Consider the following 23,274-nt stretch of genomic DNA (forward strand, 5'->3'; position numbering starts at 1 on the left):
GCCGAGACAGGCTAGGACTCATCCGTAAATCCGGCGTTAACCGTCCGCCAGCTTGGCCGATTCAGACCGGCCGCCGTATACGCAAAACAACGCATTGCCGACGGGGTGATCAGGAATATCGCATCACGCCATCGTCGATCCGGCCGAAGCGCAAGGTGACGATGTCGAGCGCGTAGTTCTGGTACAGCCGCCACGGCTGCTTCGAGCCCTGCTTCGGCATCCTGGCGACCGAGCGCTGCACATAGCCCGAGGTGAAATCGAGCGACGGCTGCGCGGTGATCTCGGGGTCGTCATTGTGGGGCATGCACTGGCGGAAATTATGCCGGTCCATGTAGTTGATCAGCCGGCAGACATATTCGCAGGTGAGATCGCATTTCAGCGTCCAGGACGCGTTGGTGTAGCCGAAGGCCGAAGCCATGTTGGGTACGTCGGCATACATCATGCCCTTGTAGGTCAGCGTATTGGCGAAATCCACGGCGCGGCCGTCGACACTGACATCGAGACCGCCGACGACCTGAAGCACCAGCCCGGTCGCGGTGACGATGATGTCGGCGGCAAGCTCGCTTCCGTCCTTCAGGCGGATGCCATCGCGCGTAAACGTGTCGATCTCGCTGGTGACGACCGAGGCGCGCTGCTCGCGGATCGCCTTGAAGAGATCGCCGTCGGGCACGAGACACAGCCGCTGGTCCCAAGGATTGTAGCGCGGGGTGAAATGGGTCGCGACGTCGTAGTCGGGGCCGAGCGCCATGCGGACGCCACCGAGGATCAGGTTCTTCACCTTGTCCGGCCGGCGCCGGCTGAGCTGGAAGAAGAACATCCCCCACATCACGTTGCGCCAGCGGATGACATGATAGGCCAGCCGCGTCGGCAGATTGCGGCGCAGTCTATTGGCGACGGGATCCTGCGCCGGACGCGATACCACATAGGTCGGCGAGCGCTGCAGCATCGTGACCTGCGCCGCCTTCTTGGCGAGCTCCGGCACCAGCGTCACCGCGGTTGCGCCCGAGCCGATCACGACCACGCGCTTGCCCGAATAGTCGATGTCCTCGGTCCATTTCTGCGGATGGACGATGCGGCCAGCGAAATCAGCGCCGCCCTTGAACTCCGGCGTGTAGCCCGCCTCGTATTTGTAGTAGCCCGAGCACATGAACAGAAAATTGCAGGTGAAACGCACGAGCTCGGTCGCACCCTCGCCCGTGATGCGCTCCGCTTCCACCGTCCAGCGCGCCTCACTTGTCGACCACGAAGCGCGCTTGACGCGATGGTGATAGCGGATGTGCCTGTCGATGCCGTTCTCGCTAGCGGTCTCACGCACATAGTTCAGGATCTGCGGCCCGTCGGCGATCGCCTTCGGATCGGTCCACGGCTTGAACGAATAGCCGAGTGTGAACATGTCGCTGTCGGAGCGGATGCCGGGATAGCGGAACAGATCCCAGGTGCCGCCGATGCTGTCGCGGCCCTCCAGGATGACGTAAGTCTTGGTCGGGCATTTAGTCTGAAGATGGTAACCCGCGCCGATGCCGGACAGGCCGGCACCGACGATCAGCACGTCGAAATGTTCTTGGACTTCGGCCATGGCGTTCTCCCTGGTGAAGTATCAGGCAGAGCGAAACCGAATTGCAACTCAATTCACCTGCTCGCCTCGACCACGCAATTGGTGTCGAAGTACTCGTAATATTCAACGGCCTTGCCGTCTTTGAAGCGCCAGAAGTTGATCTTGGGCGTTTCAGCGGTCTTGCCCGTCTTCTTGCAGGTCCAGGCCGTGGAGCCACGCGCGACCACGACGTCTCCTTGTGCGATGTATTCCTCCATCGTGTAGTGCTGCATCGTCCATTCGGCTAGCAGTCCATCGAAGTAGCCACGAAGCTTTGCACGGTCATTGTAATCCGTCGCGAACGCAAGAGGCTGGGCGCCGCGCGGGACCGAGCCGAAACTTATCTGCGGGCCGATGACGCTGTCGAACCAATAGTCGACGCTCGCGCCCTTGCTGTCGTTCCACCGGCGATAGGCTTCTTTCAACAGCTGAACATTGGCTTCGCTGGACATCGCATTCCCTCCCTATGCATTCTGACAATGAACATGAGAAAAAAGCGGCCGCCCGCTTCAGAAGTGGCGGGCTTATTTTGGCTCTACCTGTGAGCGTATCACAGGAACGGCCAACAAAAAAAGGCCCCGGATCGCTCCGAGGCCCTTATGTCGAAATCGCGAGGATCAGTAGCGGTAGTGGTCCGACTTGTACGGGCCTTCCTGCTTCACGCCGATATAGTCGGCCTGGTCCTTGCGCAGCTCGGTGAGCTTGACGCCGATCTTGGCGAGGTGCAGGCGCGCGACCTTCTCGTCGAGGGACTTCGGCAGCACGTAGACTTCCTTCTTGTACTTGCCGTCCTTGTTGTTGGCGAAAAGCTCGATCTGCGCCAGCGTCTGGTTGGTGAAGGACGCCGACATCACGAAGGACGGATGGCCCATCGCATTGCCGAGGTTCACGAGGCGCCCTTCCGACAGCATGATGATGCGGTGCTTATCGGGGAATTCGATCTCGTCGACCTGCGGCTTGATGTTGGTCCACTTCAGGTTACGCAGACCTGCGATCTGGATCTCGTTGTCGAAGTGACCGATGTTGCAGACGATGGCGCGATCCTTCATCGCGCGCATGTGCTCGATGGTGATGATGTCCTTGTTGCCGGTGGCGGTGACGAAGATGTCGGCGCGAGGAGCTGCGTCTTCCATGGTCACGACTTCGTAGCCTTCCATCGCGGCCTGGAGCGCGCAGATCGGATCGACTTCCGACACCATGACGCGGCAGCCGGCCTGGCGCAGCGAGGCTGCCGAACCCTTGCCGACGTCGCCAAAGCCCGCGACCATCGCGACCTTGCCCGACATCATCACGTCGGTACCGCGGCGGATGCCGTCGACCAGCGATTCACGGCAGCCATAGAGGTTGTCGAACTTCGACTTGGTGACGCTGTCGTTGACGTTGATCGCGGGCCACAGCAGCGTGCCGGCCTTCTGCATGTCATAGAGACGATGCACGCCCGTGGTGGTCTCTTCGGAAACGCCCTTGATGCTCTTGGCGATCTCGGCGAAGTAGCCCTTCGGCTTTTCCTTAAGCTGCTTTTTCAGAAGCGCGAAGAAGACTTCCTCTTCCTCGGAGCCGGGCTTGTCGAGGAAGGCGGTGTCGCCATTCTCAGCGCGCAGACCCAGATGGACGTACATGGTGGCGTCGCCGCCGTCATCGAGGATCATGTTCGGGTGACCGCCGCCGTGCCAGTCGAACAGCTTGGCGGTGTAGTCCCAGTACTCAGCGAGCGTCTCGCCCTTGACGGCGAAGACGGGAATGCCGGCAGCCGCGATCGCGGCGGCAGCGTGATCCTGCGTCGAATAGATGTTGCAGGAGACCCAGCGAATGTCGGCGCCGAGTGCTGCCAGCGTCTCGATCAGCACGCCGGTCTGGATCGTCATGTGCAGCGAGCCGGCGATACGCGCGCCTTTCAGCGGCTGCTTCGGGCCGTACTCTTCGCGGGTGGCCATCAGGCCGGGCATCTCGGTCTCGGCCAGCGAGAGTTCCTTGCGGCCGAAATCGGCGAGCGAAATGTCCTTGACGATGTAATCTGTGAAGCCGGGCTTCGCGTTCATAGGGGGTTCCTGTTTGTTTGGCTGGTCATTCCGGGGCGCTCATGAAACGAGCGAACCCGGAATCCAGCAGTTCGAGATTCCGGGTTCGCCGCTGTTGCAGCGCCCCGGAATGACGCAAGTGAATTAGAGCGCCCGCTTGAGCTGCTCGACGAGGTCGGTCTTCTCCCAGGAGAAGCCGCCCTCGTTGTCGGGCGTGCGGCCGAAATGGCCGTAGGCCGAGGTGCGCGCGTAGATCGGGCGGTTGAGGTCGAGATGGCTGCGGATGCCGCGGGGCGTCAGATCCATCGCCTTGGCGGCTGCCTTCTCGAGCTGGTCCTCCGACACCTTGCCGGTGCCGTGGGTGTCGATGTAGATCGACAGCGGACGCGCCACGCCGATGGCGTAGGCAAGCTGGAGCGTGCAGCGGTCGGCGAGACCGGCGGCGACGATGTTCTTGGCGACGTAGCGCGCAGCATAAGCCGCCGAGCGGTCGACCTTGGTCGGATCCTTGCCGGAGAACGCGCCGCCGCCATGCGGGGCCGCGCCGCCATAGGTGTCGACGATGATCTTGCGGCCGGTCAGGCCGGAGTCGCCGTCGGGACCGCCGATGAAGAACTTGCCGGTCGGGTTGATGTGCCAGATCGTCTTCGGCGTGATCCAATCCTTCGGCAGCGCCTCGCGCACATAGGGCTCGACGATGTCGCGAATCTGCTTGGACGTGAGGTCCTCGACCAGGTGCTGATGCGAGACCACGATCTCGCGCACGCCGACCGGCTTGCCGTTCTCGTACTGCACGGTAACCTGGCTCTTGGAGTCCGGACCGAGCACCTTCTCCTTGCCGGAGTGACGGGCTTCGGAGATCAGGCGCAGAATCTTGTGGGCGTAGAAGATCGGCGCCGGCATCAGGTCGGGCGTCTCGTTCGTGGCGTAGCCGAACATGATGCCCTGGTCGCCCGCGCCCTCTTCCTTCACCTCACCCGGCTGCAGCGCATCGACGCCCTGGGCGATGTCTGCCGACTGCGGATGCAGCAGGATCTCGATGTCGCAGGTCTTCCAGTGGAAGCCTTCCTGCTCGTAGCCGATGTCCTTGATGGCGCCGCGGACGACGCCCTCGATCTGCTCGTTGGTCACCGACTTCGGACCGCGGGTCTCGCCGGCGATCACCACCTTGTTGGTGGTCGCGAGCGTCTCGCAGGCGGCGCGGATCTGCCAGGGGTCGATGCCGGCCTTGGGCCCTTCGCGGTAGAACAGATCGACGATCTCGTCGGAAATGCGGTCGCAGACCTTGTCCGGATGACCCTCGGACACGGACTCGCTGGTGAAGAGATAGGACGCGCGCATCAGTAACCCCTTGTTCCGCCGCTAAACGGCGGGCGTTTGCGATGTTTACCTGTGGATGGTGTCAATCACGCCGGCGCGAGATGACGTAGGATTCGTCGAGAAACCAGAGCCCATTGTACTTTCGCAGCACGTCCCTGGCGGCATCCAGAGTGCGGCCGTTTTGAGTCATTTCTGTCAACCGGTCGTCCTCAATCTGAGCGACATACACCGCCGCATTCCAGGCTGCAAAGGCCGTCGAGGTTCCGATCGTACCGGTTACCTCGTTGGGCAGCGCTTCCATATCATACCTGAAGATCGAACGGTTATCCGCGTAAGCATTAAAATTTAAGTCGCGGCCCACCGATCCAAGTTCATACTTAACCGCACGCAGTAGCTCATGACGGCTGACCGAGAAAGGATTTTCTCCCGGCCAGATCGCCTGGATCATTTCCATGCCCGGATCCTGGCCATGGGAGTGGATACCGATCAGCCGCCCGCCCGGCCGAAGCGCCCGCGCCAGGGGTGCGATGATCCGCTTGGCCCGGAAATTGACCGAGGACAGGGCCCGGTAGGGCTGGGAGGCGATGACGAGGTCGAAATTGGCTTCGGTCTGGCCCGGCCGCGGAATGGTCGAATCAAGCAAAAACCTGTGGTCCTCGCGATACAGCACCAGGACGACGGGCCGTTCATACAGCGGCATGGCGGTGCGCGGGCTGATCGCGGCGCGCCAGTTCTGCTCCAGGAACGGCCTCAGCTCTGCGATCTGCTGCTCGAACTCGCCGGATGAGGCGCCCCGCAGCGGGACCTCGTGCCAGACCGTTGCAGCCGCCGCCGCGGGCGATGCCGGCGTGAGCCAGGGCGCCTCCGAGTAAAACATGTTGGTGAAGACGAACACCGACGCCGGATGCTCGAAAATGCGATCCGGCACCTTCTCCAGTGTCAGGCGCAGGTCCTCGAGGCTGAGCTCCTTGCCGGCGACGTAGAACGGCATGTGGGGAAAGCGCTGGTGCGTCGCACGCAGCACCCGCGCCAGCACCGTACCGTCGCCAACGCCGGCGTCGAACATGCGCAGGGCCGGCGGACGCGGATGGATCGAGGCAAGCTCCAGCGCGACCCTGTCGGCGACCACCCGCTTCTCGCTGCAGGTGTGGACGAACAGCAGGTATTTCTGTCGGTTCTCGAAGAAGCGGAAATTACCGCGCGGGTCGCGCTTTTCGGGCGGCACCTGAAGACCCCGCGGCGGCGGCACCCCGCCAGCCATCGATGCCGCCATATAGGCCTGGATCCGTTCCAGCGTATCGATGGTGATGCGCTTTCCCTCGCGCAGACGCTGCACCAGCTTCCCATCGTTCACCGCGCGCCGGCCGAACGTCGATTCCGCCATGTCCGCCTGGCGGCAGAACTCCGTGATCTGGCTCAGGATTTCGTCGTTCTTCATGGAGTGGGACGCGGTGGGCAGGAAGATTGGGACACGCTCCCCTAGCAAATTCTGCCCACTCTGGGAATAGCGGATCGGGGCCCGTCGCGCCGTGGTCCCTATCCGCTTTGCCGACGGGACCGCGCCGGCCAGGTAGCGCTCGACCAAGTTGCGCTCGACGACGGAGGCGCGAGCTCCGCCACTCTCCCGCGCCATGCGGCGCGCGAGGTCGGGAGGTTCAGCAGATGATGACGCGGGTGCGGGCTGAGGTGGTGTCGGCCACGAAGAATGAGCAAGTGCCGTGGTCGAACTCGTCGCTGCTGGGCGAGGTTTACCTGGCGGAGAAGTGAGACGGGATTTGCGCGCTGCTTATGAGCACAGCGTGCCCCATGCTCGCTGTCGTCGCCCGGCTTGACCGGGCGACCCAGTATTCCAGAGATGTCAGTGATTCACCGAGAAGCCGCGGCGTAATGGATTCCCCGCTTTCGCGGGGAATGACACCGTGCATGTGGTGAGGCCTCGCCGTCGCTCACACAGTGCGAGGCTCAATCCCCCACACTTCCTTTGCGATCTCGACCGCGAGGCTCAGCTTCGCCCACTGCTCTTCCTCGGAAAGGATGTTGCCTTCTTCCGTCGAAGCAAATCCGCATTGCGGGGAGAGTGCGAGCTGCTCCAGCGGCGCGAACTTGGCGGCCTCTTCCAGGCGACGCTTGATGTCGTCCTTCTTCTCGAGCTCACCGAACTTCGAGGTGATGACGCCGACCACGACGACCTTGTTGCCCTTGGGCAGGAAACGCAGCGGCTCGAAGCCGCCGGCACGGTCGCTGTCGTATTCGAGGAAGTAGCCGTCGTAATTGGTGCCGGCGAGCATGGTTTCGGCAACGGGCTCATAGCCGCCCGACGAAATCCAGGTCGAGCGAAAATTGCCGCGGCAGACATGCGTCGTCACCACCATGTCGGCGGGCTTTTCGGCCAGCGCGTAGTTGATGATGCGCGCATAGATCTGCTGGAGGCCGTCCGGATTGTCGCCGCGCTCGCGCGCCTTCTGCAATTCTTCCTGCGAACAGAGATAGGCCCACACGGTGTCGTCGAACTGGAGATAGCGGCAGCCGGCGTCGTAGAAGGCCTTCACGGCTTTCCGATAGGTCTTGCCGAGGTCTTCGTAGAAGGCCTCGAGATCGGGATAGATGTCCTTGGAGATCGACTTGCGGCCGCCGCGGAAGTGCAGCACCGCGGGCGACGGAATCGTCATCTTGGCGGTGACATGGGCCTGGTCGGCGACCTTCTTCAGGAAACGGAAATGGTCCAGCATCGGGTGATCGTCGGGAAAGTCGAGCTTGTCGATCACCCGCACCGCGTCGTGCCGGGTCTGCACGCCTGCGAACTGGATACCGGCGTCCGGATGAAACAGCTCGCAGCCGGTGAGCTTGGCTAGGAAGTCGAAATGCCACCAGGAGCGGCGGAATTCGCCGTCGGTCGCAAGCTTCAGGCCGACCGAGGCCTGCTTGTGCACGACCTTCTCGATCTCCATGTCCTCGACCTTGCGCAGATCGTCGGCCGAGATCTCGCCCTTCTCCAAACGGCTGCGGGCTTCCTTGATCTTGGCCGGACGCAGGAGGCTGCCGACCTCGTCGGCACGGAAGGGGGCTTTGGTTCGCTGCATGTCTTACTCCCTGGACATTTTAATTAGTGGGCCGCCGCCCCGGCGACGCCGAGATGGCGTTCCAGGACCGAGGGGTCAGCTTTCAGCGCGGCGCTCGGGGCATCGTGGACGATCGTTCCGCGCTCCAATATCACAACGCGGTCAGCGAGCCCCAGAATCTTTTGGGCATTCTGCTCGACGATGATCGAGCAGATGCCGCCCGCCCGGGTGATGGTGCCGATCGCCTTGAGCAGCTCCTCGACGATGATGGGGGCGAGGCCCTCGGTCGGCTCGTCCAGCAGCAGCACTTTCGGGTTGAGGGTGAGCGCGCGGCCGATCGCCAGCATCTGCTGCTCGCCGCCGGAGAGCTGGTTGCCGAAATTGCTCCGCCGCTCCTTCAGTCGCGGGAACATCTCGTAGACCTTCTCCACCGTCCAGGGACCGGGCTGCGCCACCGCGGTCATGTTCTCCTCGACCGTAAGCGAGCGGAAGATGTTGCGCTCCTGCGGCACCCAGCCAATGCCGGCGCGCGCCCGCTGATCGGGCCGGAGCGAGGTGACATCCGTGCCGGCGAGCGTGACGATACCTGCGAAGCGGCGGGTGACGCCGACGATGGAATTGATCAGCGTGGTCTTGCCGGTGCCGTTGCGGCCCAGCAGCGCCAGCACCTGCCCCTCGGCCAGGCGCAAGGACATGTTGGGCAGGACCACCGCCTCGCCATAGCCGGCACGAAGTGAATCGATGGCGAGCAGGTCAGACATTGACCGCCTCCTCGCCGAGATAGACCGCCTTGACCTGCGGATCGCGTGCGACCTGCTCCGGCGGCCCCTCGGTGAGCAGCGCGCCGGAGACCAGCACCGAAATGCGGTCGGCGAAGGAGAACACGAGATCCATGTCGTGCTCGATCAGGAGCACCGTGACGTCGCGCGGCAGGCTGCCTACGACGGCGAGGATGTCGTGGCGCTCGCTCTCGGGTACGCCGGCGGCGGGCTCATCCAGCAGGAGCACGCGCGGCTTGGCGGCGATCGCGACCGCGATCTCGAGCAGGCGCTGCTTGCCGTAGGGCAGCGTCACGGTCTGCTCGTTCATGACGTCGAGCAGATGGAAGCGCGAGAGCAGATCGGCGATCTCGCCATTGACGTCGCTGCGCGTGCCCATCCGCCGCCACCAATCGCCGCCATGGCCGAGGCGCTCGGACACCGCAAGGCCGATGGTCTCGAGCGGTGTGAGATCGGGGTAGAGCTGGTTGATCTGGAAGGTGCGCGACAGGCCGCGCAGGACCCGCTTGTGCACGGGCAGATCGGTGATGTCCTGTCCTTCGAGCAGGATGCGGCCCGAATTCGGCTTCAGCACGCCGGTGAGCTGGTTGATGACCGTGGTCTTGCCGGCGCCGTTCGGGCCGATCAGCGCGTGGCGGGCGCCCTGCTCGATCTTCAAGGACAGATCGCGGGTGACGCGCAGGCCGCCAAACTGTTTCTCGAGATTTTGGGTTTCGAGCACGATGGTCATGCGTCGCTTTCCGGAACGGCGACGACGGCCTTGCGCCCGGCGATTTGTTTGATGACCAGGTTGGGCACGTAGAGCACCCAGCGGTGCAGACGCTGGCGGCCGACCAGCACGATCACGACCAGCACGAGGCCGATCCAGAACTGCCAGTACTGCGGGGTGATGGTGGAGAACACTTCCTGGAGCATGCGGAAGATCACCGCGCCAACCAGTCCGCCATACAGGTAACCGGTGCCACCGATGACGAGCACCAGCATCAGATCCGCGGAGCGTTCGAAGGCGAACACGTCGAGCGAGGCGATTGCCGTGGTCTGGGTGAACAGCGCGCCTGCGACTCCGGCGTAAAACGCCGCGAGCGTGTAGATCGCGATCAGGCGGCGGTTAACGGGGATGCCGATCGCGGCGGCGCGCAGCGGATTGTTCTTGATCGCGCGCAGCGACAGGCCGAACGGCGAGTGCACCACGCGACGGGCGAACAGGAAGAGGAGGAACAGCACGGCCAGCGAATAGAAGAAGCCGGCCTTGCCGAACATGTCGAACGGGATCTCGCCGAAGATCGGCTGCATCTCGATGCCCTGCAAGCCGTCGGTACCGCCGGTGATGTTGGAGAAGCGTTCGGCGAGCGCTTCCAGCAGCAGGGCGATGCCGAGCGTCACCATCAAGCGCGTCAGGTCGACGCCGCGGATCACCAGGAAGCTGGTGGCAAAGCCGAGCACCATCGCGGCAAGGCCGGCGACGATCAGCGCCAGCACCGGCTCCTTGACGATCCCGTGCAGCGCGAGAAGCCCCGCGGCATAGGCGCCGACGCCGAAGAAAGCGGCATGACCGAGCGAGACGATGCCGGCATAGCCGAGGATGAGATCCAGCGACATCGTAAACAGCGCCAGCCGCAGGATGTCGGTCATGATCAGATAGCGCGTGGGAAAGGCAAAGCCGCAGGCCAGCACGATCAGCCAGAAGGCGATTTCGCCGTAGTGCCAGCGCGCTTGGCGCTGGGCGTGATGACCGACGTCGGAAGCGGCGCTCATCGGCGAACTCAACGCGCGGCCGTGCGGCCGAACAGGCCGTTCGGACGCCAGATCAGGATCACGATCATCATGGTGTAGATCACGAAGGGTCCCATCTTCGGCACGTAGTATTTGCCGGCGACGTCACCGATGCCGAGCAGGAGCGAAGCCAGGAACGGGCCCGTTATCGAGGAGGAACCGCCGACGGTGACCACGATCAGGAAGTAGATCATGAACTTCAGCGGAAAATACGGATCGAGGCCGAGGATCTCGGCGCTCAGCGCGCCGCCGAGACCTGCGAGTCCGCAACCAAAGGCAAAGGTGAAGGCGAACACCTGCGGCACGTTGATGCCGAGGCCGCTCGCCGCGCGCGGATCATCGACCGCGGCGCGCAGCCGGCTGCCGAAACGCGTCTTGGCCAGCACCATCTGGAGGCCGATGGTGAGCAGGCCGCAGATCACGATGATCATCAGCCGGTAGCGGCCGATGCCGACGCCGAACACGTCGAACTGGCCCTGTAGCGCAGCCGGCAAGTTGATGAAGACGCGCGAGGAGCCCTGGATGTAGTCGACCGCTGCGACCGACATAAAGGTCAGGCCGATGGTGAACAGCACCTGATCGAGATGGCTGCGCGTATAGAGGTGGCGGTAGAGGGTGCGTTCGAGCACGATGCCGATCGCGGCGGAGGAGACGAAAGCGAGCGGCAGCGCTGCGAAGAACGGCCAGCCCAACCGGTTGACCAGCACCATGCAGACATAGCCGCCGGCCATGGCGAAGGCGCCATGGGCGAGATTGACGAAGTTCATCAATCCGAGCGTGACCGCGAGCCCGCAAGCGAGCACGAACAGCAGCATGCCGTAGGCAACGCCATCGAACAGGTTGGTGAGGATTGAGGTCATCGTCTCAGCTTGGTTGGGGCGTCATGGCCGGGCTTGTCCCGGCCATCCACGTTCTTGTCCGGCCCCTCGCGTGGATGCCCGGGTCAAACCCGGGCATGACGCTGGAGCGGTACGCGAGATCCCGGGTTCGCGCTCATGCGAGCCCAGGGATGACGCGCTTTCGCGCGTCACTTCTTGGTCTTGCCGAGATCCTTGACGGCCTCGAAGGTCGCGAACTCGACGTTGTAGAGTTCGCCGTCGACCTTCTCGACCTTGCGGATGTAGATGTTCTGCACGATGTCGCGGGTCTCGGGGTCGATCGAGATCGGGCCGCGCGGGCTCTCCCACTTCTGGCCCTTCATGGCTTCGACCAGCTTGGTGCCGTCGGTGTCGCCATTGGTCTTCTTCAGCGCCTCGTAGATGAGGTGGATGCCGTCATACCCGCTCACTGCCATGAAGCCCGGACGGTTGCCGAACGCCTTCTTGTAGGCCGCGACGAAATCCTTGTTCATTTGCGAGGGGTGCGCCGCGGAGTAGAGATGCGCGGTGACAGTACCGAGCACGGCGTCGCCCATGTTGTTGAGCAGGTCGTCGTCGGTCACGTCGCCCGGCCCGATCACCTTGATGCCGGCCTTGTCGAGGCCGCGCTCGGCATATTGCTTCATGAAGTTGCCGCCCTGGCCGGCCGGCACGAACACGAAGATCGCGTCGGGCTTGGCGTCCTTCATGCGCTGCAGGAACGGCGCGAAATCGGGATTGGCGAGCGGCGTCTTGACTTCCTCGACCACCTCGCCGCCGCCCGCGGTGAAGTTCTGCTTGAAGAAGTTCAGCGCGTCATTGCCCGGCGCATAGTCGGATGTCAACGTCGCCACCTTCTTGATGCCGTTCTTGACCGCCCAGTCGCCGATGATGGTCGAGGATTGCGCCAGCGTGAAGCTGGTGCGCACGATATAGGGCGAGCGCTCGGTGATGATGGAGGTGCCGGCCGCCATCACGACTTCCGGGATCTTGGCTTGCGTCGCTAGCGGCGCGGCTGCGAGCGCGGCCGGCGTCACACCGAAGCCTGCGATGAAGTTGACCTTGTCGTTGACGATCAGTTCCTGCGCGGCGGTCTTGGTCTTGTCCGGGATCGCGGCGTCGTCCTTTAGGATGATCTCGATCTTCTTGCCGGCGACGGTGTCGCCCTTCTGCTGCATGTACAGCTTGATCGCGTTCTCGATCTGCTTGCCGGTCGAGGCCTGGCCGCCGGTCATCGGCAGGATCAGGCCGACTTTGACGCTGTCCTCGGCCTTGGCAGGAGCGACGGCAGCGAGGCTTGCGATGGCAGCCGCTACTGCGGCGCGTAAAAGAATTTTGCGTTCGAACATCAGATGTCCCTCCCCTTGATTCCTGACTTCTTGTGAGCCGGACCGAGTGCCCGGTCCTTGCCGCGCTTCACTCTCGGACAAGCCATGCCGTGCGGCCACATGGCGTCCTCTGCAACCCCGTTGTCAATCGGACGTTGGGCGACCATTCGGCGCAAGCCGCGTGATCCGTCGGAGAGAGAGATTTGTACGATTGTACAAATAAAATGGTCCTGTCAACAAAAAAGCCTCTCGTGGCACGGACGGGTTGGGCGAGGGCTCATTGATTGCGCAGTGTAGGAAGGCCGCACGAGGCCGTGGATGGAGGATTCCGCCTCTCACTTGCAGAATCTGGACATCTCCCTGCTCCGCCGTGAAGCCCACTCGTCATGCGCACCGAACGAGCATGACCGAGAATACGCAATGTATACCGTATCAGCTAAAATTGGCGCCACAAGCGCGAATTATTCCTACTATAATACCTTTTATGTATACAATCCTTCCGACCGTCGAATAGGCCAATTTTACATGTTGAGAGCTATGGTTCACCGCTGACGCCCATCCGGCGCCCCTCATCCACGCCCGATCGGGCACGACCTAGAAGATGTCCATGCGCCCCCGTTCGCTTTCGATCGCCGCAGTCGCCCTGCTCGCTTCCAACCTTGCAGGCTGCGGAACGGTCAACGAAAAACTCTCCGCCGGCATGGGCGATTACGTCCCGCAATGGGCCGGCGGCCTGCCGGCCGATGCCCCGCCGCGCGCGGGCACGCCGCAATACGACGCCTACATGCGGGAACGCGAACGCAAGCGGTTGCTGCCCGCGGCGGATCGCGAGAAGGAAGAGCAGGCGCAGAAGGGCGCGACGGGGACGACGTCGGGCAACGCGGTGCGGTAAGGGGCGAATGGCGAATAGGGAGTAGCGAGTAGAAGGCCGCCCCCATTCCATGCGCTACTCGCCACTCGCTATTCGCTAATCCACGAACACCACGGTCTTGCGGCCGTTGAGAATGACGCGGTCGTCGAGATGGTAGCGGATCGCGCGGGCGAGCACGCGGCGCTCGATGTCGCGGCCCTTGCGGACGAGATCTTCCGGCGTATCGCGATGGCTGATGCGCTCGACGTCCTGGTCGATGATCGGGCCCTCGTCGAGGTCGCGCGTGACGTAATGCGCGGTCGCGCCGATCAGCTTGACGCCGCGCTCATGGGCCTGGTGATAGGGTTTTGCGCCCTTGAAGCCCGGCAGAAACGAGTGGTGGATGTTGATGCAGCGCCCCGACAGCTTCGCCGACAGATCATCCGACAGGATCTGCATGTAGCGGGCAAGCACGACGAGATCGGTCTTGGTGTTGCCGACGAGGTCCATGATCTGGCCCTCCTGCTCGCGCTTGGTTTCCTTGGTCACGGGCAAATGGTGGAACGGGATGCCGCCGAAATCGAGCCCGGAATAGACCTCGCGCGGATGGTTGGAGACGATGGCGGCAAGCGTCATCGGCAGCTCGCCGGTGCGCCAGCGATAAAGGATGTCGACCAGACAATGATCCGACTTCGACACCAGCAGCATCACCTTGCGATGCGCGGCCCGGTCGCGCATCTGCCATTCCATGCCGAAACGCTCGGCGATCGCGGCAAAGCCGGTCTGCAGCGCCGACAGTTCCACGGCAAGATCGGCCGCGGTGAACACCACCCGCATGAAGAACTTCTTGGTCTCGACGTCGTCGAACTGCTGGGCGTCGAGGATGTTCTGTCCGTTATGCGCGAGGAACGTCGACACCGCCGAGACGATGCCGGGACGATCCGGACAGGACAGGGTCAGGACATATTGATGGTCGGGCATGGCTCTTGATGAAGGTTTGTGCAACGGGTGCGGAACAACCCGCGATTTGCGCCCTGCTCTAGCACCGACCCCAGCCTTGCGCCAATCCCGGACGAAGAGTCAGGATGAACGGACGATTGCGATTTAATGACCGGAGTTCGCCCATGGCCGACCGCTTGAACGGCACCCGCATCCTGATCCTGGAAACCCGCGAGGAGGCTCAGTTCTCAAAACTTCTGGCCGAGCAAGGCGCCGAGGTCGTGCAGTGCCCGATGTTCACCATTCACGATGCGCCGGACCCGGCCCCGGTTGAGGCCTGGATCCGCCGCGCCATTGAGAAGCCCCTTGATGACCTCGTGCTAATGACCGGCGAAGGCCTGCGGCGAATCCTGAAGCTCGCGCACGCCCGCGGACTCGACCAGTCCCTTGTCGCGGCGCTTGCCAAAGCGCGGAAATTCACCCGCGGCCCGAAGCCCGGCAAGGCGTTGCGCGAGGTCGGCCTGGACGCGCAGCACACCACGGAGAAACCGACCACCGAGGGCGTGATCGAGATGCTGGGCAAGCTCGACCTCAGGGGCCGGCGCCTCGGCCTCCAGCTTTATCCGGACAAGGACCACAGCGAGCTGACCGGTGCGCTGGCCGCGCAAGGCGCCGCGGTCGATACCGTGCTCCCCTATGTCTACGATTCCAGGGCAGCGGACGCCAGCATCGTCACGGCGATCGACGACCTGGCCGCGGGGCGGATCGATGCCCTCGCGCTGACCAATCTCGGCCAGGTCCGCCGCCTGATCGAGGCCGCGAAGGCACATGGCAGTGAGGCCAAGCTGCGCGCCGGCCTCGAACAGACGCTGATTGCGTCGGTCGGCCCGGCGGTCTCGGGCGAGCTCGCCGCGCACGGCCTGCGCACGGACATCTCGCCGGCGGAAGACGCCTATTTCATGCGTCCGCTGATCTCGGCGATGGCCATCGGGCTGGCGGCGAAGAAGCCGAAAGCGCCGGTGAAGTGAAATGTACAGCAAGGACTTGCCGGAGCAGGATCCTATCCACGCACGACACGATACACGCACGCAATGCCTTCGATGCCGCGGAGAGGTGCATCAAACTCAAAGATGGCGTGATCCGCGAAGAGACCGCTGACGCCCGGCGCCGAATAAAGCGCTTCCGAGAGGCAGATTTCGCAGCGCGTTGAGCGAAGTATTCGAACCGCCGACCAAGCGACGATGCTTAGCTTGCCACTTGCGAGGCGGCCGACATCAATTCCTGAGGGCTCGGCATCCCGAACATGCGCTGGCCGCCTTCAGGAACCTCGGTAAAAGTCCAGCGCACGACCCCCTCCCGATCGAGCAGGAACTGGCCGAACAGCTGGCCCTGGCCGGTCGCTGCCATGCGTTGATCGGCCTCCAGCATCTCGTAGCCATCCTTCTTGTTGAGCTGCTCGGCGGCCGCCAAACGATTCATCGGCCCCGGCAATTCTCCGGGAATGTCCACTTGCATGCTCATGACCACATCCATGCCCACCTTGCGCGGCCACTCGGTTTCCTTCTCCGTGAACTCGAGATTGGGCAGGCCGAACGCGCGGTGCGAGACCCGCTCGGGGTCGGACGCGGCGAGCAGATTGGGCAATGGATGATAGCGGAAGTAGAGCCGCGCGCGCTCGATGGGCGTATTCACGATGGTGAGACTTTCGACCCCCTTGTCGCGCAGAGCTGCGTCTAGTTGCGCCTGTGCCGCGATATGGCGCCGGCAGAACGGGCAGTGCAGACCTCGAAACAAGCCGATCAATATCGGACTATGCCCGCGAAAATCCTGGAGCGCGATCTTTCCATCGCGTGTGATGGCATCCAGCTCGACGTTCGGTGCAGGATCGCCCGGTTGAAGCGGTCCGTTGACATGAAGTTCCGGCATGGTTGAACTCCTTCATATGACCTAGTCAAGAAATGGCAGCACGATCAGCCCGGCGGGATCAAGCCCGTGGCGGGCGCAGACATCGTGGGCCAGCGCGAAATATCGGTCGGCCTCGGGCATGTCGCCTCGATCAAGGCTCAGTGTCGCGAGACCATCATAGCACGGAAAGAGCTGCTGCGGTTCGCCGGTTTCGTTCGCCACCTCGATTGCCTCATTGTAGCAGAGGGCGGCCAGATCGGGGCGGAAATGGCATTGATGAATTTGCCCGAGCACGATCAAGGGCACGGAGAGATGTTCCCGCTGATCGAGCGCACGGTCGATTTCGATCGCCTTCTCCGCAGCCGGCACCCCCTCCTCGGTACATCTGTCCGTGAAGGTGCAACAAGCAACGGCAAAATTGGCGAGAAGACGCGCCTGGAAGCCGAGATCCCCGATCCGACACGCGACATCCAGTCCACGCCGGCAGACCTCCACGGCTTTCGCCGGGTCGACAATCGTGTAGAGCACACCGAGATTGGTGTAGCCGCGGCAGGCGACGTTAAGAAGGCCGGCGGCTTCGGCGGCTGCGACACTTTGCTCTACCTCGCGCACCGCCTCCTGGTGTCGTCCAACCCGCGCCAGTGCAACTCCCTTGGTATTGAGAGCCTCCGCAATGGCGCGCGCCGCCTCGAGCACGGCGTGCTTGTCGGCGTCGGCAGGCACGGATCGCGCATAGCCGAGCGCCTCCTCTGCCCAGCTCGCGGCGGCCACGTGATCGCCGGTGCGAAACGCGAGACGGCCGCGCTCCTGCAAGAGATGCGCCCACTCGATGGGCGCGTCGATCCCTCCAAGCAGTTTGGCAGCCTCGGCGTAATGCGTCTCCGCCTTGATCCGCTTGCCGGCGTCCCACAGCAATCGGCCAAGCTTGCGGAGAATCCGCGCTTCGCCGATCCGGTCCTCCGCGGCGCGGTACCCCTCCAACGCGCTTTGATAGTGCTCCTCGGCCGTATTCCGCCGGCCAGCCGCACCACAAAGGTCCGCAATCCGCTCGTACAGGACCAGACGGTCCGGCTCCCGTTCGCCGCTGGCCAATAGCACGGCGAGGGCCTGTCGGTAGAGACGGATGGCATCGTCATTGGCATAGCTCGCGCGTGCGCGGTCGCCGGCCGCGCGCAGATAGCGCGCGCCCTTCGGCTTGCTCGCGCTCAGACTGAAGTGATGTCCGAGCAGTATGAGATCCTCGAGGCGCTCGGGCTCATTGCCATAGAGCCGCTCCAGCGCGGCACCAATCCGTCCGTGAAGCTCGATCCGGCGCTGCAGAAGCAGGTTTTGATAGATCACGTCCTGAAGCATGGTTTGCGTAAAACGGTAGGTGCGCAGCGAAATCGAGTTCGAACCCGCGATCTCCTCGATGATCTCCGCGTCGCATAGAAGTTCGAGCCCTACTTCAACCCTCGCTGGCTCGGTTGCCGCCGCACCAAGCACACCCGCATCAAGACGCGGGCCGATCACCGCGGCCTCCTGCGCCAGGAGGCGGACCTGGTGCGGCAACCGGTCGAGGCGCGCCAGCAACAAAGCCTGAATGCTTGCCGGAATATCGGCCGCGGCTTCATCCGACTTCACCCGCCACTGCGCGCCGTCGCGTTCCAGGGTGCCGGCCTCGATGAGGCCGCGTATGATCTCCTCGAGGAAAAGCGGATTGCCGCCGGCGCGATCGAGGATCCGACTGAACAGACGTCCCGGCGGTTCACGCCAACCGTGCCTGAAGTAGGCCGCGAGCAGCCTCTGTCCGTCAGCATCGCCAAGCGGAGGCAGCCGAAGGGTCGTGTGACTGATCCTGCTCGAACCGAGCTGCTCCAGTTCCAGCGTCGGCCGATGCGTAAACAGCAGCATCAGCCGCGTCCGCTCAAGTCGGTCCATCAGGAACCGCAACGCTTCAAGTGAGACCGCATCGGCCCAGTGCAGATCCTCGACGATGATCAGCAGCGGCGACAGTGCCAGGCGGCGTTCGAAGATGGTTCGAATCGCGAAGAATATCTGCCGGCGTAGCTGTTCGGGCTCGACATGCCTGAGCAGGGCGTTGGGGTCGCCGATGCCGAGTACGTGCAGATAGAGGGGCATCAGGCGGGCGGCTTCGTCAGTCGCGAGGCCAAGCTCCGACAGCGCTTCCGCGACCTTCGCCTCCGCCTCTGCAGCGCAGGCCTTCTGTGCGATGCCATAAGCGCTACGCAGCACGGCGGCGAGTGCGCCGTAAGACTGTTCGCCGAGCGGCGAGCAGACCGCCCGCCGGACCGCCAAGTCTGCGAAGCGATCCTCATCACGGATACGGGCGAGGAATTCGTCGACCAGCCGCGTTTTCCCAATGCCCGCTTCGCCAATCAGCCGCACCAGTTGAGCCGCGCCGTCGCGCGCGCGATCAAGGCTGCCGATCACGCGCGCAAGCTCGGCGTCGCGCCCGACCAGCGGTGCATCAAGGCCCAGCGTGTCGAGGCCGCGTGCCGCGCGGGGCGTATCGAGCGGTCCCTTCAGGCGATGGACCAGAACGCTGCCCATCTTGCCCTTGAGCGAGACCTCGCCAAGCGAGTCATAGGAGAACGCATGCCGCGTCAGACGGTGGGTCAGCGGCCCGACCAGCACCTCGCCCGGCGCCGCCATCGACTGCAACCGCTGCGCGGTATTCACGGTATCGCCGGTCACCGAAAAGGATTTGGCAACGCCCACACCTAACCCGCCCGCGACGACGTGGCCGGTGTTGATGCCGACATGGAGCAGCAGCGGTGAACCGGCATAGGCTTTTGCGCGCTCGCTGAGGCGCGCCGTCCGGCTGATCATGTCGAGGGCAGCGCGGACCGCCCGCTCGGGATCGTCCTCGTGCGCGGCCGGCGCACCAAACAGCGCGAGCAGCGCATCGCCGATGAATTTGTCCACGAAGCCGCCAAAGCTCTGCACCGCGGCCGTCAGTTCCTCGAACAATTGGTTCTGAAGCGTCTGCATGACCTCGGGGTCGAGCCGCTCGCTCATCGCAGTGAAGCCGCTGAGGTCGGCAAACAGCACGGTGATGGTGCGGCGGTTTGCTTCGCTGTCGATCCTGTCAGACTGCGGGCGACATGCTTGTTGCGGGTCGGCCAGCGGTGCCAGCGGCGGCGAGGAGGCCCTGATCGGCGCTGTCGGCCGGCTCGGCCGCGCCTCTCCCCCGTCTTTGAGGGCCTCACCGACCAGGGCGCCGCATTTCGGGCAATAGGCGAAATCTGGTGCGCATGCATAGCCGCAGCCGGGGCACGCGTTGGGCTGCTTCGTGCCGCACTTCGGGCAGAAGGCAAAGCCGCTCTGAACCTCGGAACCGCAGCAAGAGCAGTTCATGGGTCAAGACCCCGCGAAAGCCGCGACGGCACGATCTACTGGACTACCGGATGGAGCCAGGAACCCGGCGAGCATGGGCTCGTTGCATGGGAAGAGCAAGCGGTGGTTGGTTAACGGACGTGGTCGCGGCTTCACTCCTCGCCGCAACTGCGCAGTCTTCAATGTCGGGGACAGTGACCTCGCCATACGCCGGCCGCAACACCCCCTCCTTCTCCAGCCGGTTCGTGCGCGGCGGCGCATTGATATGCATAGCGCTACATGGCGCCGTTCCCCACCAGCACGAACGGCGCCCAGATGCCGGGCTGCGCATTCGCGCCACCCTTCGCAATCAGGGCCGAGATCGAGCGACGCAGCGCCTCGGCGCGGCCGATGTCGGGATGTGCGTTGAGGGCATCGATCGTGCCGGTCGTGATGATCACCGCCGCATCGGAGTTGACCGCCCAGTGCGACACGAGCAGCGCGCGCGTACCTGCATAGAAGAAGGCGCGCGCGAGACCTGAGAAGGCCTCCGAATTGGCCGCCTGGCCACCGGCGGTGTTGCAGGCCGACAGGATCACCCATTCGGCATCGAGCTTGAGGCCCGAAATCTCCGACGACGAGAGATAGCCGTCATCGGCTTGCGTCGCGGCCATTGGCGGACTCAGGATCAAGCCGGGTTCGATCGAGCCGCGCACCTGCCCCGCAAGCGCGCCATGCGTCGCGAAATGCAGGATGCGATATTTTGCGAGATCGCCGCTCTGGCTGAACGTCTTCATCTTCGTCTCGGACGCATCATTGGCGAGCAGGACATCGCCTTTGACGGGCGCGAAGGTGCCAGCCACCGCGCACAATTCGAGCGCGGTTTCCGGCAGCGGCATCTGGCGCCTGAGTTGCGCAATGTCCGCCGCGCCGCCCGACAGCGCGTCGACGGCACGCAAGCTTCTTTGCGCGACCTGGCTCGCCTGCGTCGGGATGGCCGCGCAGGTCTGGATCTGGCGCGCCAGCTTGGCGCGTGAGATCGAAAGATCGCTGCGGCCATCGCCGTCGAGCGTCGGATTGCCGACGCCAAGAAACGGTTTCGACGCCGCGCTCCTGCGCCCAACCTGGCGTAGCGCCTTGAGGCTGGAGACGGAGGGCAAGACGGTGGTCGCAAATCGCCTGACCAGCCAGGGCGCCCTCGTGAGGTCTCCACCTGCCGTGGGCTTGTCCGTCAGCAAAACCTGGAAAGGCAGCGTCGCCAGTGGGCCCGACGGCACCAGGATCAGCTCCTTGCCATCGATCTCGCGCGCGACCGGACCAAGCAGGGCCTGGTAGAGCGCAAAGGCGCGCTCCTGATCGAACGGCAGCGGTTCGTCTGCGCCCAGCGGAGTCTTGCGGCCGAGCTTCTGAGGGCACGTCGATGCCTTGTCCAGCCATGCCTCCGCGTCGAGACCGCAACGCAGCGCGCCGACGGCCTCGTTGACCTGCCTTTCACCGAGATCGGCCGCATGCCAACGCACATCCGAGCGCGTCACCGTCCAGACAAAAGTGGTACGCGACGTCGTCGCGAACAGCACCATCGCCTCGTTGGGACGAAGCTGCTTCTGGACATCCTCGATCGCGATCGGCGTCTTGGTCACCAGCGCCGCATAGTCCGGAAACTGGGCGGCGATCGTGCGATCCAATTCCCGGATTTGATTTGCGATGGCCGAGGCACGGGCGCGGAGCGCTTGTTCGGCGGCGGCATTGCGCGCGGCATTGGCTTGCGAGATCGCCGCCACCAGCATCTTGTCGGTCGCGACCGCTTGCGCGCCGAGATCCTGCCGTTCTCGAACGCGCGCCGCGAGATCCCCGCTGCCATCCGCGACCCGGGCCGACATCCCCGCGATCGCGCGCGCTGCCTGCTCGTCACCGATCCACTGTGCCGCCTCGAACGCCTGCGACCGCAACGCGCCCTTCTGCTCGTCAGTGGCGCCGCGCGCGAGGTTGTAGGCGGCAACGATCAGGCCCGGATATGGATTGGTGTCTTCATGGGCCCTGAGATCGCCGCGGCCCTCCTCCCCGAACTCCGCGGCACGGCGGCCGTTCTGGATCGCCACCGCGTGCGCGAACGCATCGCGGGCCTGTTGCCAATCCTTCAAATCGATATGATGGGCGCCGAGATTGGCAAAACTGTTGGCGATATCAGGATGCATCTCGCCGAGAGCGCGCAGGCGAATATCCGGCGCGCGTTTCAGGAGCGGCTCGGCCTCCTGCGCCCGGCCGGTGCTGTCCAGGATGACGGCCAGATTGTTCAGGCTGTTGGCGACAAGCGGATGGGAGGCGCCGAGGACGGCTTCGCGCAGCGCAAGCGAGCGGCGCGCGAACGGTTCGGCCTCGGCGTACCGATCGCCGTCGCCCATCAGCGTCACCAGGTTGTCGAGAGCGATGGCGACGTCGAGATGGCCAGGACCGAGGGCTTTCTCGCGAATGACGAGCGATTTGCGCAAGAGCTGCTCGGCCTCCTGCTTGCGATTGAGATGGGTCCAGGCCTCCGCGAGATTGTTCAGCGCCGTCGCTACGTTCGGATGCGCCGCTCCAAAACTCTTTTCCTGAATGGCGAGCGCCCGTGTCAGCAGCCCCTCGGCCTCCGCGTCCCGGCCCTCGCGTGAAAACACCAAGGCGAGATTGTTCAAGCTCGCGGCGACGTCAGGATGATCGGGTCCCAGCGCCTTCTCCCTGATGGCCAGGGCTCGCCGGGCCAGCTGCTCGGCGTCCTGAAGCCGGCCCTGCGCGCGCCGGAGCTCGCCGAAATTGCTCAGCGCCGCCGTCAGATAGATGCTGTTAGGGCCATGCTGCTTTTCCTGGAGAGCGAGCGCTTCGGCAAAGTTCGCTTCGGCCTCGTGCAACCGGCCTTGCGCACGATTGACCTCCGCGATGTTGTTCAGGGTTACCGGGATCATGATATCGGCCTGTCCCGGCGACTTCCTGAACACCGCAAGGGCGCGACTGAACATGTCGAGCGCCTCGGTCTCCTTCATCTGACGGTGACGGAGATTGCCGAGCTGCATGCGCGCCATTGCCGTCGTGAGGTGGTCCGAGCCCAGCACGCTCTCGTCGATGGCGATGGCGCGTGACATATCCCGCTCGGCCTCGCTCAGCCGGTTGAGGCCGAGCTCGATCTGGCCGAGCGTGCCGAGCACGGCGGCGACCTCGGGATGATTGGGTCCGAGGCTCTTCTCGCGAATCGCAAGTGCCCGCCGCAGCACGGCTTCGGCCTCGGTCGTCTCGCCTTGCGCCTGGAGCGACTGGCCCAGCACCACCAGCGTGGTTGCCGTCAGCGGCGACTGTCGGCCCGAGCTCTTCTCGGACTCGGCGACGAGCTTTCGTGCCAGCCCGACCGCCTCGCCATAACGGCCTTCCTTGGCCAGCGACGTGATGCGCTGCATCAGCGTCAGCATGTCCTGTGGTCCAGCCCGGCAGGGCAACACGAGGACGCTCATGAGAATCAGGGAACCCAGAAGCCGTGCGGCAAACGTCTGCCAACGTACCCAC

At 63.9% G+C, this 23,274-nt stretch carries 17 protein-coding genes and 1 pseudogene; 3 read left to right on the plus strand and 15 right to left on the minus strand.

Annotation, left to right across the window (positions count from 1 at the left end; all coding sequences use genetic code 11):
• Nucleotides 1-109: 109 nt before the first annotated feature.
• The 5 genes from IVB26_RS27565 to IVB26_RS27585 all read right to left on the minus strand — a co-directional run bounded on the left by IVB26_RS27565 (nt 110) and on the right by IVB26_RS27585 (nt 6,370).
• Nucleotides 110-1,576 (minus strand): flavin-containing monooxygenase, encoded by a 1,467-nt coding sequence (locus tag IVB26_RS27565; RefSeq protein WP_247968255.1) that lies wholly within the window; start codon nt 1,574-1,576, stop codon nt 110-112.
• A 53-nt stretch (nt 1,577-1,629) separates the two neighbouring features.
• Entirely contained in the window at nt 1,630-2,046 is a 417-nt protein-coding gene (locus tag IVB26_RS27570; protein ID WP_247968256.1) for a nuclear transport factor 2 family protein, read from the minus strand.
• Between the two features lie 165 nt (nt 2,047-2,211).
• A complete protein-coding gene (gene ahcY / locus IVB26_RS27575; protein ID WP_247968257.1) occupies nt 2,212-3,633 on the minus strand; it encodes an adenosylhomocysteinase in 1,422 nt (473 codons plus the stop codon).
• A gap of 123 nt (nt 3,634-3,756) precedes the next feature.
• Nucleotides 3,757-4,953: a methionine adenosyltransferase gene (gene metK / locus IVB26_RS27580; RefSeq protein WP_246918968.1), complete on the minus strand. Its 1,197-nt coding sequence runs from the start codon at nt 4,951-4,953 to the stop codon at nt 3,757-3,759.
• A 61-nt stretch (nt 4,954-5,014) separates the two neighbouring features.
• Nucleotides 5,015-6,370: a hypothetical protein gene (locus tag IVB26_RS27585; protein WP_247973284.1), complete on the minus strand. Its 1,356-nt coding sequence runs from the start codon at nt 6,368-6,370 to the stop codon at nt 5,015-5,017.
• Between the two features lie 144 nt (nt 6,371-6,514).
• Between IVB26_RS27585 and IVB26_RS27590 the strand changes: the two are divergent.
• A pseudogene (locus tag IVB26_RS27590) lies at nt 6,515-6,699 on the plus strand (caspase family protein); the annotation flags it as partial.
• A gap of 179 nt (nt 6,700-6,878) precedes the next feature.
• On the opposite strand, the gene IVB26_RS27595 reads toward IVB26_RS27590, so the two are convergent.
• The 6 genes from IVB26_RS27595 to IVB26_RS27620 all read right to left on the minus strand — a co-directional run bounded on the left by IVB26_RS27595 (nt 6,879) and on the right by IVB26_RS27620 (nt 12,749).
• Nucleotides 6,879-8,012 carry a cobalamin-independent methionine synthase II family protein gene (locus IVB26_RS27595; protein WP_247968258.1) on the minus strand — a complete coding sequence of 378 codons (1,134 nt, stop codon included), beginning with the start codon at nt 8,010-8,012 and terminating at the stop codon, nt 6,879-6,881.
• Between the two features lie 23 nt (nt 8,013-8,035).
• Complete coding sequence (locus tag IVB26_RS27600; protein WP_247968259.1) at nt 8,036-8,752, minus strand: ABC transporter ATP-binding protein; 717 nt, start codon at nt 8,750-8,752, stop codon at nt 8,036-8,038.
• On the minus strand, nt 8,745-9,500 hold the full coding sequence (locus IVB26_RS27605; protein ID WP_246918972.1) for an ABC transporter ATP-binding protein: 756 nt from the start codon (nt 9,498-9,500) through the stop codon (nt 8,745-8,747). Before IVB26_RS27605 ends, IVB26_RS27600 begins: the two co-directional genes overlap by 8 nt.
• Complete coding sequence (locus tag IVB26_RS27610) at nt 9,497-10,525, minus strand: branched-chain amino acid ABC transporter permease (RefSeq protein ID WP_247968260.1); 1,029 nt, start codon at nt 10,523-10,525, stop codon at nt 9,497-9,499. The genes IVB26_RS27605 and IVB26_RS27610 overlap by 4 nt, the downstream gene beginning before the upstream one ends.
• An 8-nt stretch (nt 10,526-10,533) precedes the next feature.
• Nucleotides 10,534-11,403 (minus strand): branched-chain amino acid ABC transporter permease, encoded by an 870-nt coding sequence (locus IVB26_RS27615; RefSeq protein ID WP_247968261.1) that lies wholly within the window; start codon nt 11,401-11,403, stop codon nt 10,534-10,536.
• Between the two features lie 167 nt (nt 11,404-11,570).
• On the minus strand, nt 11,571-12,749 hold the full coding sequence (locus IVB26_RS27620; protein WP_247968262.1) for an ABC transporter substrate-binding protein: 1,179 nt from the start codon (nt 12,747-12,749) through the stop codon (nt 11,571-11,573).
• Between the two features lie 580 nt (nt 12,750-13,329).
• Between IVB26_RS27620 and IVB26_RS27625 the strand changes: the two genes are divergently transcribed.
• Nucleotides 13,330-13,620 carry a hypothetical protein gene (locus IVB26_RS27625; RefSeq protein WP_247968263.1) on the plus strand — a complete coding sequence of 97 codons (291 nt, stop codon included), beginning with the start codon at nt 13,330-13,332 and terminating at the stop codon, nt 13,618-13,620.
• Between the two features lie 75 nt (nt 13,621-13,695).
• Here IVB26_RS27625 and purU read toward each other — a convergent pair whose 3' ends face one another.
• A complete protein-coding gene (gene purU / locus IVB26_RS27630) occupies nt 13,696-14,559 on the minus strand; it encodes a formyltetrahydrofolate deformylase (protein ID WP_246918977.1) in 864 nt (287 codons plus the stop codon).
• A gap of 143 nt (nt 14,560-14,702) precedes the next feature.
• On the opposite strand from purU, the gene IVB26_RS27635 reads away from it, so the two are divergent.
• Nucleotides 14,703-15,545, plus strand: a complete 843-nt coding sequence (locus tag IVB26_RS27635) for a uroporphyrinogen-III synthase (RefSeq protein WP_247968264.1) — start codon at nt 14,703-14,705, stop codon at nt 15,543-15,545.
• Nucleotides 15,546-15,762: 217 nt separating this feature from the next.
• On the opposite strand, the gene IVB26_RS27640 is transcribed toward IVB26_RS27635, so the two are convergent.
• From IVB26_RS27640 to IVB26_RS27650, 3 genes are all read right to left on the minus strand, one after another.
• Nucleotides 15,763-16,443 carry a redoxin domain-containing protein gene (locus IVB26_RS27640; RefSeq protein WP_247968265.1) on the minus strand — a complete coding sequence of 227 codons (681 nt, stop codon included), beginning with the start codon at nt 16,441-16,443 and terminating at the stop codon, nt 15,763-15,765.
• Nucleotides 16,444-16,464: 21 nt separating this feature from the next.
• Nucleotides 16,465-19,782, minus strand: a complete 3,318-nt coding sequence (locus tag IVB26_RS27645; RefSeq protein WP_247968266.1) for an adenylate/guanylate cyclase domain-containing protein — start codon at nt 19,780-19,782, stop codon at nt 16,465-16,467.
• A gap of 254 nt (nt 19,783-20,036) precedes the next feature.
• Nucleotides 20,037-23,180: a CHAT domain-containing protein gene (locus tag IVB26_RS27650; RefSeq protein ID WP_247968267.1), complete on the minus strand. Its 3,144-nt coding sequence runs from the start codon at nt 23,178-23,180 to the stop codon at nt 20,037-20,039.
• Between the last annotated feature and the right edge of the window lie 94 nt (nt 23,181-23,274).

The sequence above is a fragment of the Bradyrhizobium sp. 195 genome, from assembly GCF_023101665.1.
GTDB lineage: Bacteria > Pseudomonadota > Alphaproteobacteria > Rhizobiales > Xanthobacteraceae > Bradyrhizobium.

What these genes read in the sequence shown, in the direction of transcription:
- IVB26_RS27565 (WP_247968255.1), bottom strand. Translation starts at nt 1,576, where the DNA reads ATGGCCGAAGTCCAAGAACATTTCGACGTGCTGATCGTCGGTGCCGGC.
- IVB26_RS27570 (WP_247968256.1), bottom strand. Translation starts at nt 2,046, where the DNA reads ATGTCCAGCGAAGCCAATGTTCAGCTGTTGAAAGAAGCCTATCGCCGG.
- ahcY (WP_247968257.1), bottom strand. Translation starts at nt 3,633, where the DNA reads ATGAACGCGAAGCCCGGCTTCACAGATTACATCGTCAAGGACATTTCG.
- metK (WP_246918968.1), bottom strand. Translation starts at nt 4,953, where the DNA reads ATGCGCGCGTCCTATCTCTTCACCAGCGAGTCCGTGTCCGAGGGTCAT.
- IVB26_RS27585 (WP_247973284.1), bottom strand. Translation starts at nt 6,370, where the DNA reads ATGAAGAACGACGAAATCCTGAGCCAGATCACGGAGTTCTGCCGCCAG.
- IVB26_RS27595 (WP_247968258.1), bottom strand. Translation starts at nt 8,012, where the DNA reads ATGCAGCGAACCAAAGCCCCCTTCCGTGCCGACGAGGTCGGCAGCCTC.
- IVB26_RS27600 (WP_247968259.1), bottom strand. Translation starts at nt 8,752, where the DNA reads ATGTCTGACCTGCTCGCCATCGATTCACTTCGTGCCGGCTATGGCGAG.
- IVB26_RS27605 (WP_246918972.1), bottom strand. Translation starts at nt 9,500, where the DNA reads ATGACCATCGTGCTCGAAACCCAAAATCTCGAGAAACAGTTTGGCGGC.
- IVB26_RS27610 (WP_247968260.1), bottom strand. Translation starts at nt 10,525, where the DNA reads ATGAGCGCCGCTTCCGACGTCGGTCATCACGCCCAGCGCCAAGCGCGC.
- IVB26_RS27615 (WP_247968261.1), bottom strand. Translation starts at nt 11,403, where the DNA reads ATGACCTCAATCCTCACCAACCTGTTCGATGGCGTTGCCTACGGCATG.
- IVB26_RS27620 (WP_247968262.1), bottom strand. Translation starts at nt 12,749, where the DNA reads ATGTTCGAACGCAAAATTCTTTTACGCGCCGCAGTAGCGGCTGCCATC.
- IVB26_RS27625 (WP_247968263.1), top strand. Translation starts at nt 13,330, where the DNA reads ATGTCCATGCGCCCCCGTTCGCTTTCGATCGCCGCAGTCGCCCTGCTC.
- purU (WP_246918977.1), bottom strand. Translation starts at nt 14,559, where the DNA reads ATGCCCGACCATCAATATGTCCTGACCCTGTCCTGTCCGGATCGTCCC.
- IVB26_RS27635 (WP_247968264.1), top strand. Translation starts at nt 14,703, where the DNA reads ATGGCCGACCGCTTGAACGGCACCCGCATCCTGATCCTGGAAACCCGC.
- IVB26_RS27640 (WP_247968265.1), bottom strand. Translation starts at nt 16,443, where the DNA reads ATGCCGGAACTTCATGTCAACGGACCGCTTCAACCGGGCGATCCTGCA.
- IVB26_RS27645 (WP_247968266.1), bottom strand. Translation starts at nt 19,782, where the DNA reads ATGAACTGCTCTTGCTGCGGTTCCGAGGTTCAGAGCGGCTTTGCCTTC.
- IVB26_RS27650 (WP_247968267.1), bottom strand. Translation starts at nt 23,180, where the DNA reads ATGCTGACGCTGATGCAGCGCATCACGTCGCTGGCCAAGGAAGGCCGT.